At 70.4% G+C, this 13,857-nt stretch carries 12 protein-coding genes and 1 riboswitch; of the genes, 7 read left to right on the top strand and 5 right to left on the bottom strand.

The genetic code is table 11. The annotated features are described in order from the left end of the window. Nucleotides 1-313 precede the first annotated feature (313 nt). The 5 genes from rlmN (at nt 314) to ACFVXE_RS30820 (ending at nt 6,293) form a co-directional block, all read left to right on the top strand. Complete coding sequence (rlmN, locus tag ACFVXE_RS30840) at nt 314-1,420, top strand: 23S rRNA (adenine(2503)-C(2))-methyltransferase RlmN (protein ID WP_389676117.1); 1,107 nt, start codon at nt 314-316, stop codon at nt 1,418-1,420. A 43-nt stretch (nt 1,421-1,463) separates the two neighbouring features. Continuing rightward, nucleotides 1,464-1,578, top strand: a riboswitch (TPP riboswitch). A gap of 70 nt (nt 1,579-1,648) precedes the next feature. Beyond that, the gene (locus ACFVXE_RS30835; RefSeq protein ID WP_389676115.1) at nt 1,649-2,761 is read left to right on the top strand and encodes a thiamine ABC transporter substrate binding subunit; all 1,113 of its coding nucleotides are present in this window, start codon (nt 1,649-1,651) and stop codon (nt 2,759-2,761) included. 110 nt (nt 2,762-2,871) lie between these two features. Next, on the top strand, nt 2,872-4,485 hold the full coding sequence (locus ACFVXE_RS30830; protein ID WP_389676138.1) for an ABC transporter permease: 1,614 nt from the start codon (nt 2,872-2,874) through the stop codon (nt 4,483-4,485). Nucleotides 4,486-4,507: 22 nt separating this feature from the next. Beyond that, nucleotides 4,508-5,533: an ABC transporter ATP-binding protein gene (locus tag ACFVXE_RS30825; protein ID WP_389676113.1), complete on the top strand. Its 1,026-nt coding sequence runs from the start codon at nt 4,508-4,510 to the stop codon at nt 5,531-5,533. Between the two features lie 307 nt (nt 5,534-5,840). Further along, nucleotides 5,841-6,293: an SRPBCC domain-containing protein gene (locus tag ACFVXE_RS30820; protein ID WP_389676111.1), complete on the top strand. Its 453-nt coding sequence runs from the start codon at nt 5,841-5,843 to the stop codon at nt 6,291-6,293. Nucleotides 6,294-6,306: 13 nt separating this feature from the next. Here ACFVXE_RS30820 and ACFVXE_RS30815 read toward each other — a convergent pair whose 3' ends face one another. From ACFVXE_RS30815 to ACFVXE_RS30795, 5 genes are all read right to left on the bottom strand, one after another. After that, nucleotides 6,307-7,425, bottom strand: coding sequence for an LOG family protein (locus ACFVXE_RS30815; protein ID WP_389676110.1), 1,119 nt, complete (start codon nt 7,423-7,425; stop codon nt 6,307-6,309). An 88-nt stretch (nt 7,426-7,513) separates the two neighbouring features. Further along, nucleotides 7,514-8,698: a hypothetical protein gene (locus ACFVXE_RS30810; protein WP_389676109.1), complete on the bottom strand. Its 1,185-nt coding sequence runs from the start codon at nt 8,696-8,698 to the stop codon at nt 7,514-7,516. Further along, nucleotides 8,680-9,417 (bottom strand): ABC transporter ATP-binding protein, encoded by a 738-nt coding sequence (locus tag ACFVXE_RS30805; RefSeq protein WP_389676108.1) that lies wholly within the window; start codon nt 9,415-9,417, stop codon nt 8,680-8,682. Before ACFVXE_RS30805 ends, ACFVXE_RS30810 begins: the two co-directional genes overlap by 19 nt. A gap of 280 nt (nt 9,418-9,697) precedes the next feature. Continuing rightward, nucleotides 9,698-11,077, bottom strand: a complete 1,380-nt coding sequence (locus tag ACFVXE_RS30800; RefSeq protein WP_389676106.1) for an aspartate aminotransferase family protein — start codon at nt 11,075-11,077, stop codon at nt 9,698-9,700. Then, entirely contained in the window at nt 11,062-11,568 is a 507-nt protein-coding gene (locus tag ACFVXE_RS30795) for an Lrp/AsnC family transcriptional regulator (RefSeq protein WP_389676104.1), read from the bottom strand. Before ACFVXE_RS30795 ends, ACFVXE_RS30800 begins: the two co-directional genes overlap by 16 nt. Nucleotides 11,569-11,731: 163 nt before the next feature. On the opposite strand from ACFVXE_RS30795, the gene ACFVXE_RS30790 reads away from it, so the two are divergent. Then, nucleotides 11,732-13,171: a gamma-aminobutyraldehyde dehydrogenase gene (locus tag ACFVXE_RS30790; RefSeq protein WP_389676103.1), complete on the top strand. Its 1,440-nt coding sequence runs from the start codon at nt 11,732-11,734 to the stop codon at nt 13,169-13,171. Nucleotides 13,172-13,313: 142 nt separating this feature from the next. Further along, nucleotides 13,314-13,856 carry a hypothetical protein gene (locus ACFVXE_RS30785; protein WP_389676102.1) on the top strand — a complete coding sequence of 181 codons (543 nt, stop codon included), beginning with the start codon at nt 13,314-13,316 and terminating at the stop codon, nt 13,854-13,856. Nucleotide 13,857 lies beyond the last annotated feature (1 nt).

Here is a 13,857-nt window from a genome sequence, read left to right as displayed (position 1 = left end):
GGAAGAGCCGGTGCGCGGACGGCACCTGGTGTCGTGCGACACCCATCGGGTCGCCGATCACCTGCTCCAGGTAGCCGGTACGACGAGTCCGACGCCACCAGACAGATCCACCCGGGCGGGTGGGCGAAAGCCTTCGCGGCGAGCTCGCCGCGGCCCCGGCGAGCCGGCCGTTGTCGTGATCCAGCAATGGTCGAAACCCGGTGCGGCCGGGCCGTCGGAGGACGGCCCACAGGCGGCCCGGGGCGGCCAGTGACGACTGCCTCATGTCTTGGATGGCAGGCCACAGGATTCGATCTGCGACACTGGTACAGCCATGCCTAAGCCCGGAGAACTCACTTTCATCGCGCCCCGCGGAGCCAAGAAGCCGCCGAGGCACCTCGCCGACCTCACGCCCGCCGAGCGCAAGGAGGCTGTCGCCGCGATCGGCGAGAAGCCGTTCCGCGCGCAGCAGCTGTCGCAGCACTACTTCGCGCGGTACGCGCACGACCCGGCCGAGTGGACCAACATTCCGGCCGGTTCGCGGGACAAGCTCGCCGAGGCGATGTTCCCCGATCTGATGTCCGTCGTCCGCCACATCAGCTGCGACGACGACACCACCCGCAAGACGCTGTGGAAGCTGCATGACGGGACGCTCGTCGAGTCCGTCCTGATGCGCTACCCGGAGCGGGTGACGATGTGCATCTCGTCGCAGGCCGGTTGCGGGATGAACTGCCCGTTCTGTGCGACGGGGCAGGCCGGGCTGGACCGCAACCTGTCGACCGCGGAGATCGTCCACCAGATCGTGGACGGCATGCGGGCGCTGCGGGACGGAGAGGTGCCGGGCGGGCCCGCGCGGCTCTCCAACATCGTCTTCATGGGCATGGGTGAGCCGCTCGCCAACTACAAGCGGGTGGTCGGCGCGATCCGTCGGCTGACCGACCCGGAGCCGGACGGTCTCGGTCTCTCGCAGCGCGGGATCACCGTCTCCACCGTGGGTCTGGTGCCGGCCATGCTGCGCTTCGCCGACGAGGGCTTCAAGTGCCGTCTCGCCGTGTCGCTGCACGCGCCGGACGACGAGCTGCGGGACACGCTCGTGCCGGTGAACACGCGCTGGAAGGTGCGTGAGGTACTGGACGCCGCGTGGGAGTACGCGGAGAAGTCCGGCCGCCGGATCTCCATCGAGTACGCGCTGATCCGCGACATCAACGACCAGGCGTGGCGCGGTGACCTGCTCGGCCGGCTCCTCAAGGGCAGGCGGGTCCATGTCAATCTGATCCCGCTGAACCCGACGCCGGGTTCGAAGTGGACCGCGTCCCGGCCCGAGGACGAGAAGGCGTTCGTCGAGGCGATCGCCGCTCACGGGGTGCCCGTGACCGTTCGGGACACCCGCGGTCAGGAGATCGACGGGGCCTGCGGTCAGCTGGCGGCGTCCGAGCGCTGAGCCCGGAAGGGCCCGTGTAATCTGGGCGCGCATTCAACTTCATATTTTCCGACAGGGGAGCGCCACAGCGCTGAGAGTGCGGCACCGAACAGGGTGGCCGCAGACCCTCTGAACCTCGCCCGGGTCATTCCGGGTAGGAAGTTCGGTCATCAACTCATGCTGTTGCGCCCTGCCCGCGCTGCGGGCGGGGCCGCGTCTCTTCCTGGTCAAACCCAGGAGGAATTCACAATGAGTACCACCCGTAGGACCAGTCGGCTCGCGGCGACGGCCGTCGCCGCCGCCCTCGGCGTCACCGCGCTCGCCGGCTGCGGCGGTTCCGGCGACGCGGATTCCGGGGCCGGCGGCAGTAAGGGCTCCGGCTCCAAGACCGTGACTCTGGTCAGTCACGACTCCTTCAGCGCCTCCAAGGGCGTGCTGAAGGAGTTCACGAAGGAGACCGGCTACACGGTCAAGGTGCTGAAGAGCGGAGACGCGGGCGCCGCCCTCAACCAGGAGATCCTGACCAAGGGTTCCCCGCGCGGCGACGTGTTCTTCGGCGTCGACAACACGCTGCTCTCCCGCGCCCTCGACAACGATCTGTTCACCCCGTACGAGGCGAAGGGCATCGGCCGGGTCGCGGCCGATGCCCAACTGGACGCGGACAGGCACCGGGTGACCCCGGTCGACACCGGCGACATCTGCGTCAACTACGACAAGAAGTACTTCGCCGACCGGAAGCTCGCTCCGCCGAAGAGCTTCGACGACCTGGCGAAGCCCGCGTACAGGAACCTCCTCGTCACGGAGAACGCCGCGACCTCGTCACCCGGTCTCGGCTTCCTCCTCGGCACCGTCGCCGCCTACGGCGAGGACGGCTACCAGGACTACTGGAAGAAGCTGAAGGCCAACGGGGTCAAGGTCGTCGACGGCTGGGAGCAGGCGTACGACGAGGAGTTCTCCGGTTCCGCGGGCGGCAGGAAGGCCAAGGCCGACCGACCGCTCGTCGTGTCGTACGCCTCCAGTCCGCCGGCCGAGGTGCTGTACGCGAAGCCGCAGCCCGCGAAGGCGCCGACCGCGGTCGCGACCGGGACCTGCTTCCGGCAGATCGAGTTCGCGGGCCTGCTGAACGGCGCGAGGAACGAGGCGGGTGGCAAGGCGCTGCTGGACTTCCTGATCAGCAAGAAGTTCCAGGAGGACATGCCGCTCAACATGTTCGTGAACCCCGTCGCCAAGGACGCGAAACTGCCCGAACTCTTCACGGAGTTCGGCGCGACCGTCGGCAGCCCGGCGACCGTGGCCCCGGAGACGATCGCCAAGAACCGTGAGCAGTGGGTCCAGTCGTGGTCCTCGCTCGTAGTGAAGTAGCGAAGGCTCCCGTCCCCGGACCGGGTCCGGGCGGGAGCCGCCCCCGCGCCCGTTCCGGACGTGCGGCCGCCGTGGGGGCGTGGCGCGGGAACGCGGTGCGGCTCGGTCTGATGGCCGTGCCCGTCGCGTTCTTCGCGCTGTTCTTCGCCTACCCGGTCGTCGCGATCGTCGGCCGTGGCCTGAAGGCCGACAGTGTCTGGCAGTTTGGCCGGATCGGCGAGGTGCTGGCCCGGCCGGACATCCTCGACGTGCTCTGGTTCACCACTTGGCAGGCGCTCGCGTCGACGGCGCTGACCCTGCTGATCGCGCTGCCGGGAGCCCATGTCTTCGCCCGATTCGACTTCCCCGGCAAACAGTTGCTGCGGGCGGTCGTCACCGTGCCCTTCGTCCTGCCGACCGTCGTCGTCGGGACGGCCTTCCTGGCGTTGCTGGGGCGCGGCGGCTTCCTCGACGAACTGGCCGGCGTCCGGCTCGACGCCACGGTCTGGGCCATCCTGCTCGCCCACGTCTTCTTCAACTACGCGGTGGTCGTACGGACCGTCGGCGGGCTGTGGTCGCAGCTGGACCCGCGGCAGGAGGAGGCGGCCCGGGTGCTGGGCGCCGGGCGGTTCGCGGCATGGCGGCGGGTCACCCTGCCGGCCCTCGCGCCCGCCGTGGCCGCCGCCGCGCTGATGGTCTTCCTCTTCACGTTCACCTCCTTCGGCGTCGTACAGATCCTCGGCGGTCCCGCGTACTCCACGCTGGAGGTGGAGATCTACCGGCAGACCGCCCAGCTGCTCGACCTGCCGACGGCCGCTGTGCTGACGATGGTGCAGTTCGCCGCGGTCGGCGCGATTCTGGCCGTCCACGCGTGGACGGTGCGGCGCCGGGAGGCGACGCTGAAGCTGGTCGACCCGGCGCAGACCGCCCGCAGGCCGCGCGGCGCCGGGCAGTGGGCGCTGCTCGGCGGGGTGCTGCTCACGGTGCTGGTGCTCATCCTGCTGCCGCTCGGTGTCCTCGTCGAGCGCTCCCTGGACGTGCCCGGTGGTCACGGGCTCGGTTACTACCGTGCACTGCGGTCCGCCGAGGCGAGCGGTGGCACCTTCCTCGTCGCACCGCTCGCAGCGGTTTGGAACTCGCTGCAGTACGCGCTGGCCGCGACCGCGATCGCGCTGATCGTCGGCGGACTCGCGGCGGCGGCACTGACCAGGCGCGCCGGGCGGCTCGTCCGCGGGTTCGACGCGCTGCTGATGCTGCCGCTCGGGGTGTCCGCGGTCACGGTCGGCTTCGGATTCCTGATCACGCTGGACAGGCCGCCACTGGATCTGCGGACCTCGTGGATCCTGGTGCCGCTCGCCCAGGCGCTGGTCGGCGTCCCCTTCGTCGTACGGACCATGCTGCCAATACTGCGGGCTGTGGACGTGCGGCTCCGGGAGGCGGCGTCGGTGCTCGGGGCGTCACCGCTGCGGGCCTGGCGCGAGGTCGATCTGCCGCTGGTACGGCGGGCGCTGCTGGTGGCGGCGGGCTTCGCCTTCGCCGTGTCGCTCGGCGAGTTCGGGGCGACGGTCTTCATCGCACGGCCCGACAACCCGACGCTCCCGGTCGCCGTCGCCCGGCTGCTGGGCCGGTCCGGGGAGCTCAACTACGGCCAGGCGATGGCCCTCAGCACGATTCTGATGCTGGTCTGCGCAGTGTCGCTGCTGGCGCTCGAACGTATCCGCCCGGACAGGTCCGGGGAGTTCTGACGATGCTCGGGGTGTTCTGGAGATGCTGACACTGGAATCCGCCACGGTCCGTTTCGGGGAGCGCACGGCGCTCGACGCGGTGGACCTGGAGGTCGCGGACCACGAGACCGTCTGCGTGCTGGGGCCGAGCGGCAGCGGCAAGTCGACACTGTTGCGTGTGGTGGCCGGACTGCACCCGCCGGACGGCGGCCGGGTGCTCCTCGACGGCGCCGACCAGACCGGCGTACCGGTGCACCGGCGCGGGCTCGGCCTGATGTTCCAGGACCATCAGCTGTTCCCGCACCGCGACGTCGGCGCCAACGTGGCCTTCGGGCTGCGCATGCGTGGTGCGTCCCGCGGCGACCAGGACCGCAGAGTCGCCGAGCTCCTCGAACTGGTGGGTCTGCCGGGCGCCGAACGGCGCGCCGTCGCCGCGCTCTCCGGCGGCGAACAGCAGCGCGTGGCCCTCGCCCGGGCGCTCGCCCCGCGTCCGAAGCTGCTCATGCTGGACGAACCCCTCGGTCAGCTCGACCGCAGCCTGCGCGAGCGCCTCGTCGTCGAACTGCGCGCGCTGTTCGCCCGGCTCGGCACGACGGTGCTCGCCGTCACCCATGACCAGGGGGAGGCGTTCGCCCTCGCCGACCGGGTCGTCGTGATGCGTGACGGACGGATCGCCCAGACGGGAACCCCGCTGGAGGTCTGGCAGCGGCCCGCCTCCGCGTTCGTCGCCCGGTTCCTCGGCTTCGACAACGTGGTGGACGCGACGGTGACCGGCGCGGTCGCCGGCACGGCGTGGGGCAGGGTGCCGGTGCCGGACGGTTCGCCGCAGGGCCCGTGCGACCTGCTGGTGCGTCCGGCGGGCGTACGGATGGGAGCGCCCGGCGACGGGCTGCGCTGCAAGGTCGGCGCGCGCACCTTCCGGGGCGGCCATGTGGCCGTGACCCTGCACCCCGGGAGCGGACCCCGGCTGGAGGCGGAGTGCCCGCTGCGGGAGGTCCCCCAGGAGGGCGCGACCGTGGGCGTGACCTTCGACGCGTCCGAGACCGTGGTGCTGCCCGCGGCCGCCTAGTGCTGTGACCGGAAAGGTTTGCCGGGAAGCTCGCGGCGTCCGGTGCGGTGCATCGCAAGGCGGAGCATCGCCCGCGTACTGGATGTACTCGGGTGATGCGACAACGCGGCGAGGTGCCGTGCCGGGCGGCGCGAGCCGGTGAACCTTTCCGGTCACAGCACCAGACCGGCACGCAGGGCCGCTGCACCCGCGGCGCCGGGCCGTGGCAGGACCACTACCGGGCGTTCCCGAAGAGCGGTTTCGGCGGATTCGGGGAACACCTCATGCGGCCGGGAAAGCTCCGGATCGACTCCGAAAGGGCAGGGACATGACTGGAACGGCACGCGAGGGCATCGACCTCACCCGCGTCTTCGACGCCCCGCGGGAAAAGGTCTTCGAGGCCTGGACGACCCCCGAGCACTTCGCGGCCTGGTACGGCGGGGATGCCGAGGTGCCGCTCGACCGGGTGTCGATGGACGTCAGGCCGGGCGGTACGTGGAGCCTGGTCATCGTGGTTCCCGGCACCGAGATGCCGTTCCACGGCGTCTACCGCGAAGTGGTCGCGCCGGAGCGTCTGGTCTTCACGCTCAAGGACGCGACCGCGCCGGCGGACGTCGAGGGCGAGACCGTCACCGCCACCTTCACCGACCGCGGCGACAGAACCACCGAGATGGTCTTCCGGCAGCGCGGCGGCAACCTCACGGCCGAGCAGTACGCGGCCGCGGAGGACGGCTGGGACGCCTTCTTCGACGCGTTGGTCCGCCGGCTCGCGTCGGTCTGAACCGGGCCGCGGCTCAGCCGGACAGCCGGGCGAGTGCCTCGGGGGCCTCGTCCACCGTGTCGACCAGGGCGATACGGTGCTCCATCGGCCGGCCCGCCGACAGCGCCCTCAGGAGTGGCCAGGCGGGCAGTTCCTCCGTCCAGTGGGCGCGGCCGACCAGCACCATCGGCGTCGGTGCGCCGCGTGAGCCGTAGTAGTTCGGCGTCGTGTTGTCGAAGATCTCCTGCACGGTACCGGCGGCGCCCGGCAGGAATATCACGCCCGCGGTGGAGCGGGCGAGCAGGCCGTCCTCGCGCAGGGCGTTGGCGAAGTACTTGGCTATCCGGTCCGCGAACGGGTTCGGCGGCTCATGACCGTAGAACCAGGTCGGGATCGCGACCGAATGGCCGCCATCGGGCCAGCGTTCCCGCACGGCGATAGCGGCCAGCGCCCAGTCGGTCACCGACGGGACGAACGACGGCGCGGCGGCGAGGAGTTCGCACGCCTGGTCCAGCATGGGATCGGGATGCGGCGCCGCGTACGCGCCGAGGTTGGCCGCCTCCATCGCGCCCGGCCCGCCGCCGGTGGCCACGGTCAGCCCGCCGCGCGCCAGGGTCCGGCCCAGTCGGGCCGCCGCGGCGTACGCGGCGCTGCCGCGGACGGTCGCGTGACCACCCATCACCCCGACCACCCGGGCTCCGACGAGGACTTCGTCCAGTGCGTCGGAGACGGCGTCGTCATGGAGCGCGCGGAGCATCGAGGCGAAGACGTCGCCGTTCGCGCGGGTCTGCTGGAACCAGCGATAGGCGCGGGCATCGGGCGTCGCCTCGTAACCCCCGCCCGCCAGCCCCTGGTAGAGCGCGTCGGGCGAGTAGAGCAGGCCGCGATACGGGTCGAAGGGCAGTCCCGGCACGGGCGGGAAGACGAACGCCCCGTCGGCCCGCACCTTCGCCTCGGCGCCGGGCTCCATCCGGCAGCCGAGGAACACCGCGCCCGCCGTGTCCGCGGCGAGCAGCGCTGCGCTGCGGTCCGTCAGATCGACGGACTGGACGCGATATCCGGCCAGCGACCCGGCGGCCACCGCCGCGTCGAATTCGGCGAGCGACTCGATCTCGGCGCCGGGTGAGGGAATGTTGTCGTCCGGGTTCTCCACGCCGTCATGCTACGTACCGGCCGAACCGTACGGGCGGGTGCCCCCGAGGGTACGGATCGGCCGGCTGCACGGCCGGCCGGCGGTCGGGTCAGCCGGTCAGCGGCAGCGCGGCGAGTTTGGCGACCGCCCAGGTGATCGGGGCGAACACGACCAGCAGCACACCGGCGCGCAGGGCCGCCGTGGCCCGCAGCGCCGAGGCCGGGGCGCCGAGCCGCAGCAGCGCACGCGCCGTGTGGGCACGGGCCTGCCTCGCCTCCAGGGCCGAGGTCAGCAGCGTCGCCGTCGTGCAGCCCAGCACGAGTACGGCGCCGAGCGCGGTGAGCGGGCCGAAGGGGCGTGGCCCCGTCCCGTACAGCGTGAACGCCGCGATCCCCGCGGAGAGCACCGCGCAGACCGCACCCAGCGGCCTGCCGATCCGGCGCGCCTCGTCCATCAGCACCCGGCCGGCCAGCAGGCGTACCGCACCGGGGCGCGCCGCCTGCACCAGCCGGCCACACAGGTACGTCAGCCCGGGGCCCGCCATGGCCAGACCGATCGCGGTCAGCGACCATCCCGCGAGCACCCACGCCGGAGTGGCGTCGAACCGTCCCGGCAGGGGGAACGGGCTGCCCGCCCCGCCACGGCTCGCGTACGCCTCGACCGCCAGGCCCGCGGCCGTCAGCGCCACACCCCACGGCAGTCCGGACGGCGGAGCGGCCGGCGCCGGCAACTGATCGTCCGGCATGGGGTCCTGCGTTCCGTCCTCCGGCATCTCGGCCTGGACCGGCCGGGTGCGCAGCGCCGCAGCCGTGGCCGCCGCGGCGGCCACCGGCGCCAGCGCCAGCAGCAAGAGGGCCGCGGCCATCGGCAGCGGCGCGTCGGCGTTGAGGAGCCCGGCCCCCGCGCCGTCGAACGGAAGCCCGGTCAGATCGCCCCGCAGGTGCAGGAAGAGGAGCAGCGCCACCATCGAACCGAGGGCGCAGGACACCGCGGTGGAGACGGCGGCCAACAGGCTGAGCCGCACCGGCCCGAGGCCGACGGCGGACAGCCCCGAACGCGGGCGCGTGCCGGGGTCCGTCCGGGCGACCGCCACCGCGAACTGCACGGTGGCGGCCAGTGGCACGAAGCACCACAGCAGTCGCAGCACCGCGGCGGTCGAGTACGCCGGATGCGTCGACGCGTACGCAAGGGTGCACAGCAGCAGGAAGCCGACCCCGGCGGAGGCGGCCGCGACCAGCAGCCGCCGCACCAGGACCAGCGGATGGGTACCGCGGGCTAGACGGAGAGCGAGCACGCCGCGCGGCCCTCCGTATCGGATACGGCGGGCAGGGCGACGGTGGCGACGCGGCGGCCGTCCAGCAGCGGGACCGTACGGTCGGCGAGTGCGGCGACCTCCGCGTCATGCGTGGCGAGCACGACCGTGATGCCGTGCGAGCGGGCCGCGCTGGTCAGGGTCCGCAGCACATGGGTGCGATCGGTCCGGTGCAGTGTCGCGGTGGGCTCGTCGGCGAAGATCACCGTCGGCGAGCCGGCCAGCGCGCGGGCGACCGCGAGCCGCTGACGCTGGCCCTGGAGAAGAGTGTGCGGCCGCTTCTTCGCACAGGTGCCGATGTCGAGTCGCTCCAGCCACTCCATGGCGACCTTCCTGGCGACCCGGTGCGAGGTACCGCGCAGCAGCAGCGGAAGCGCCGTGTTCTCCCACGTGTTCAGCTCCGGTACCAGCTGGGGCTCCGGCGCGATCCAGCCGAACCGGTCACGGCGCAGCCGCTCCCGCAGCCGCGGACCCATGGTGTGGACCGGGACGCTGTTGAACCACACCTCGCCCTGCTGGGGAACCAGTTGGCCGGAGAGGCAGTGCAGCAGCGTCGTCTTCCCGCTGCCGCGCGGTCCGGTCACGGCGAGGATCTCGCCGTCGCGGACCCCCAGGGAGACCCCGCCGAGCGCGGGTGAGCCGTTGTGGGAATGGTGCAGGGAACGTGCCCAGATCACGTCGTTGTCCGGCGGGGCCACCATGGCGTACACCTCGGTTCAGATCAGATTTCCCGTCCCCCGTACGGGGGAACGAAGAGGGTGCCGATCGGTCACTCGGCACCGTAAGGATTCGGACCGCGGTGTGCGCACAGCACGCGGCCCGGGTGCGCCCCTTCCCACTCGAATGGGCGCACCCGGGCCGCGTGGACCGTATGAAATGACCGCTGGAAGGCGGTCCGGTAGTGATCGTTCCGGGGTCAATCGGGCAGTCGGTCCGTGGTCCGATCGGCCGATCGGACCACAGGCCGGATCACCGTCCCGCTCAGAGCTTCGTCCAGGCCTCCGTCAGCACGGACCGCAGGATGGACTCGATCTCGTCGAACGTCGACCGGTCGGAGATCAGCGGCGGGGCGAGCTGGACGACCGGGTCACCGCGGTCGTCGGCCCGGCAGTACAGGCCGTTCTCGTACAGCGCCTTGGAGAGGAAGCCGTACAGGACGCGCTCGGTCTCCTCGTCGGTGAAGGTCTCCTTGGTGACCTTGTCCTTCACCAGTTCGATGCCGTAGAAGAAGCCGTTGCCGCGGACGTCGCCGACGATCGGCAGGTCGTGCAGCTTCTGCAGCGTCGTGAAGAACGCGTTCTCGTTGTCCAGGACGTGCTGGTTGAGACCCTCGCGCTCGAAGATGTCGAGGTTGGCGAGACCGACCGCGGCGGAGACCGGGTGGCCACCGAAGGTGTAGCCGTGCAGGAAGGTGTTGCCGCCCTCGTAGAACGGCTCGGCGATGCGGTCCGAGACGATGCAGGCGCCGATCGGGGAGTAGCCCGACGTCATGCCCTTGGCACAGGTGATCATGTCCGGCACGTAGCCGAACTTGTCGCAGGCGAACATCGTGCCGAGGCGGCCGAAGGCGCAGATGACCTCGTCGGAGACGAGCAGCACGTCGTACTTGTCGCAGATCTCGCGAACCCGCTGGAAGTACCCGGGCGGCGGCGGGAAGCAGCCGCCGGCGTTCTGCACCGGCTCCAGGAAGACGGCGGCGACGGTGTCCGGGCCCTCGAACAGGATCTCCTGCTCGATCTGGTCGGCGGCCCAGCGGCCGAAGGCCTCCGGGTCGTCGCCGTGGATCGGGGCGCGGTAGATGTTGGTGTTCGGCACCTTGTGAGCGCCGGGGACCAGCGGCTCGAACGGTGCCTTCAGCGCCGGCAGGCCGGTGATCGAAAGGGCGCCCTGCGGGGTGCCGTGGTAGGCGACCGCACGCGAGATGACCTTGTACTTGGTGGGCTTGCCCTTCAGCTTGAAGTACTGCTTGGCCAGCTTCCAGGCGGTCTCGACGGCCTCGCCGCCACCCGTGGTGAAGAAGACCTTGTTGAGGTCGCCCGGAGCGTAGTCGGCGAGCCGCTCGGCCAGCTCGACGGCCTTCGGGTGGGCGTAGGACCACACCGGGAAGAAGGCCAGTTCCTGGCCCTGCTTGTACGCCGCCTCGGCGAGCTCGTGACGCCCGTGACCGGCATTGACCACGAAGAGGCCGGACAGGCCGTCGAGGTAGCGCTTGCCCTGGTCGTCGAAGATGTAGGTGCCCTCGCCACGCACGATGGTGGGAACAGGCGCGTTCTCGTAGTCCGACATGCGGGTGAAGTGCATCCACAGGTGGTCGTACGCGGTTCGGCTGAGGTCCTTGCTCACGGCTATCGGGTTCCCCACATGTAGGTCTGCTTCTTGAGCTTCAGGTAGACGAAGCTCTCGGTGGAGCGCACCCCGGGAATGGCCCGGATGCGTTTGTTGATCGTTTCCAGCAGGTGGTCGTCGTCCTCGCAGACGATCTCCACCATCAGGTCGAAGGAGCCCGCGGTCATCACGACGTACTCGCACTCGGCCATGGCCGACAGGGCCTCGGCGACGGGATCGAGGTCCCCGTCGACATTGATGCCGACCATCGCCTGCCGGCGGAATCCCACGGTGAGCGGGTCCGTGACGGCGACGATCTGCATCACGCCCTGATCGAGCAGCTTCTGGACACGCTGTCGCACGGCCGCTTCGGAAAGGCCGACGGCTTTTCCGATCGCGGCGTACGGACGACGCCCGTCCTCCTGGAGCTGCTCGATGATTGCGAGGGAGACGGCATCGACCGCTGGTGACGATCCGGTCCCTGTCCTGGAGTCTGCGCTGCGACTGGCCACGGACCCACTCTGCACCGGGACTCGTCTGTCCTGCAACCCTCAATCGATGAAATTCGTTGTCTACGGGCTCAGATCTAACTGAATCCGAAGTTGACGGCGGTTGGGTATGTCGAAAGCGGGGCCCCTGCGACTAGGCTGGGCGTCTCACCCAATGGACGTGTCGACAGGAGGGGTGGTTGTGACCACCGAGGTGCGCCGTCTGCGCAACTACATCAACGGGGAGTTCCAGGACGCTGCGGACGGGCGGACCATCGACGTGGTCAACCCGGCGACGGAGGAGGTCTACGCGAGCTCCCCGCTCTCCGGCCGGGCCGATGTCGACGCCGCCATGGACGCCGCTGCCGCCGCATTCCCCGCCTGGCGCGACACCACGCCCGCCGAGCGCCAGAAGGCCCTGCTGAAGATCGCGGACGCCTTCGAGGAGCGGGCGGAGGAGCTGATCGCCGCCGAGTCCGAGAACACCGGCAAGCCGATCGGTCTCACCCGTACCGAAGAGATCCCGCCGATGGTGGACCAGATCCGCTTCTTCGCGGGTGCGGCGCGGATGCTCGAAGGCCGCTCGGCCGGCGAGTACATGGAGGGGATGACCTCGATCATCCGCCGCGAGCCGGTCGGTGTCTGCGCCCAGGTCGCGCCGTGGAACTACCCGATGATGATGGCCGTGTGGAAGTTCGCCCCCGCGCTCGCCGCGGGCAACACCGTCGTCATCAAGCCGTCCGACACCACCCCGGCGTCGACCGTGCTGATCGGCGAGATCATCGGCGACATCCTGCCGAAGGGCGTCTTCAACGTCATCTGCGGTGACCGGGAGACCGGCCGGCTGATGGTCGAGCACCCGACTCCGGCGATGGCCTCCATCACCGGTTCGGTACGGGCCGGCATGCAGGTCGCCGAGTCCGCCGCCAAGGACGTCAAGCGCGTCCACCTGGAGCTCGGCGGCAAGGCGCCCGTGGTCGTCTTCGGTGACGCCGACATCGCCAAGGCCGTCGAGGGCATCTCGGTCGCCGGCTTCTTCAACGCCGGCCAGGACTGCACGGCCGCGACCCGCGTCCTGGTCCACGACTCCGTGCACGACGAGTTCGTGTCGGCGCTCGCCAAGGCCGCCGCGGACACGAAGACCGGGCAGCCGGACGACGAGGACGTGCTCTACGGCCCGCTGAACAACGCCAACCAGCTGAAGCAGGTCACCGGCTTCATCGAGCGGCTCCCCTCCCACGCGAAGGTCGAGGCGGGCGGTCACCGGGTCGGCGAGAAGGGCTACTTCTACGCCCCGACCGTCGTCTCCGGTCTGCAGCAGGACGACGAGATCATCCAGAACGAGGTCTTCGGCCCCGTCATCACCGTCCAGTCCTTCACGGACGAGGACCAGGCGGTGGCGTACGCCAACGGCGTCGAGTACGCCCTCGCCTCGTCCGTGTGGACCAAGGACCACGCCCGCGCGATGCGGATGTCCAAGAACCTCGACTTCGGCTGCGTGTGGATCAACACCCACATCCCGCTCGTCGCCGAGATGCCGCACGGTGGGTTCAAGAAGTCCGGTTACGGCAAGGACCTCTCCGCATACGGCTTCGAGGACTACACCCGCATCAAGCACGTCATGACCTCGCTCGACGGCTGATACCCGCGAGGGTGCGGTCGCGGCCCCCGGGCTCAGGTCCGGGACCGTGACCGCACCCGGCCCCTCACCGGGGCGGGCCGGCTCGCGGAGCCGGTCGTGGGGCAGTGCAAAGAGCGAGTAAACACGGGCGTACGCTGCGGACATGAGCGAGCGAAGAGCCCTGCGCAGGCGCATACGCGTGTGGTTGGCCGTCTTTATCGTCTGTCTGGTGCTGAGCGGGCTGACCGCGTTCCCGCTGGTCCATGAACTCCACTGGACCGAGGACCTCCTGAAGTCCTCGGCCTCACCCGTGCCCGAGCACTTCCCGGCCCTGATGGAGTGGATCACGCGGGTCAGGACCGGGCTCGACGAGGCCGACGCGAAGTATCCCTTCGTGCTGTACGGCACCGACTGGCTGGCCTTCGCGCATCTCGTCATCGCGGTCGCCTTCTACGGCCCGTACCGCGACCCGGTCCGTAACATCTGGGTCATCGAGTTCGGCATGATCGCCTGCGGCGGAATCATCCCGCTCGCGCTCATCTGCGGACCGGTCCGGGGGATCCCCTTCTGGTGGTCGGTCATCGACATGTCGTTCGGCGTCATCGGGGTGATTCCGCTGCTCGTGGTCCGCCGGATGATCAAGCAGCTGGAAGTGCTGGAGACGCCCGTGCGCAGGCCGGCCCCGCTCGCCGGGCCGGCGGTCTGAG

The sequence above is a fragment of the Streptomyces sp. NPDC058231 genome (genome assembly GCF_042882275.1).
Lineage (GTDB): Bacteria > Actinomycetota > Actinomycetes > Streptomycetales > Streptomycetaceae > Streptomyces.
The sequence above is the reverse complement of the archived record's forward strand: the minus strand, read 5'-3'. Positions and strand labels throughout refer to the sequence as shown.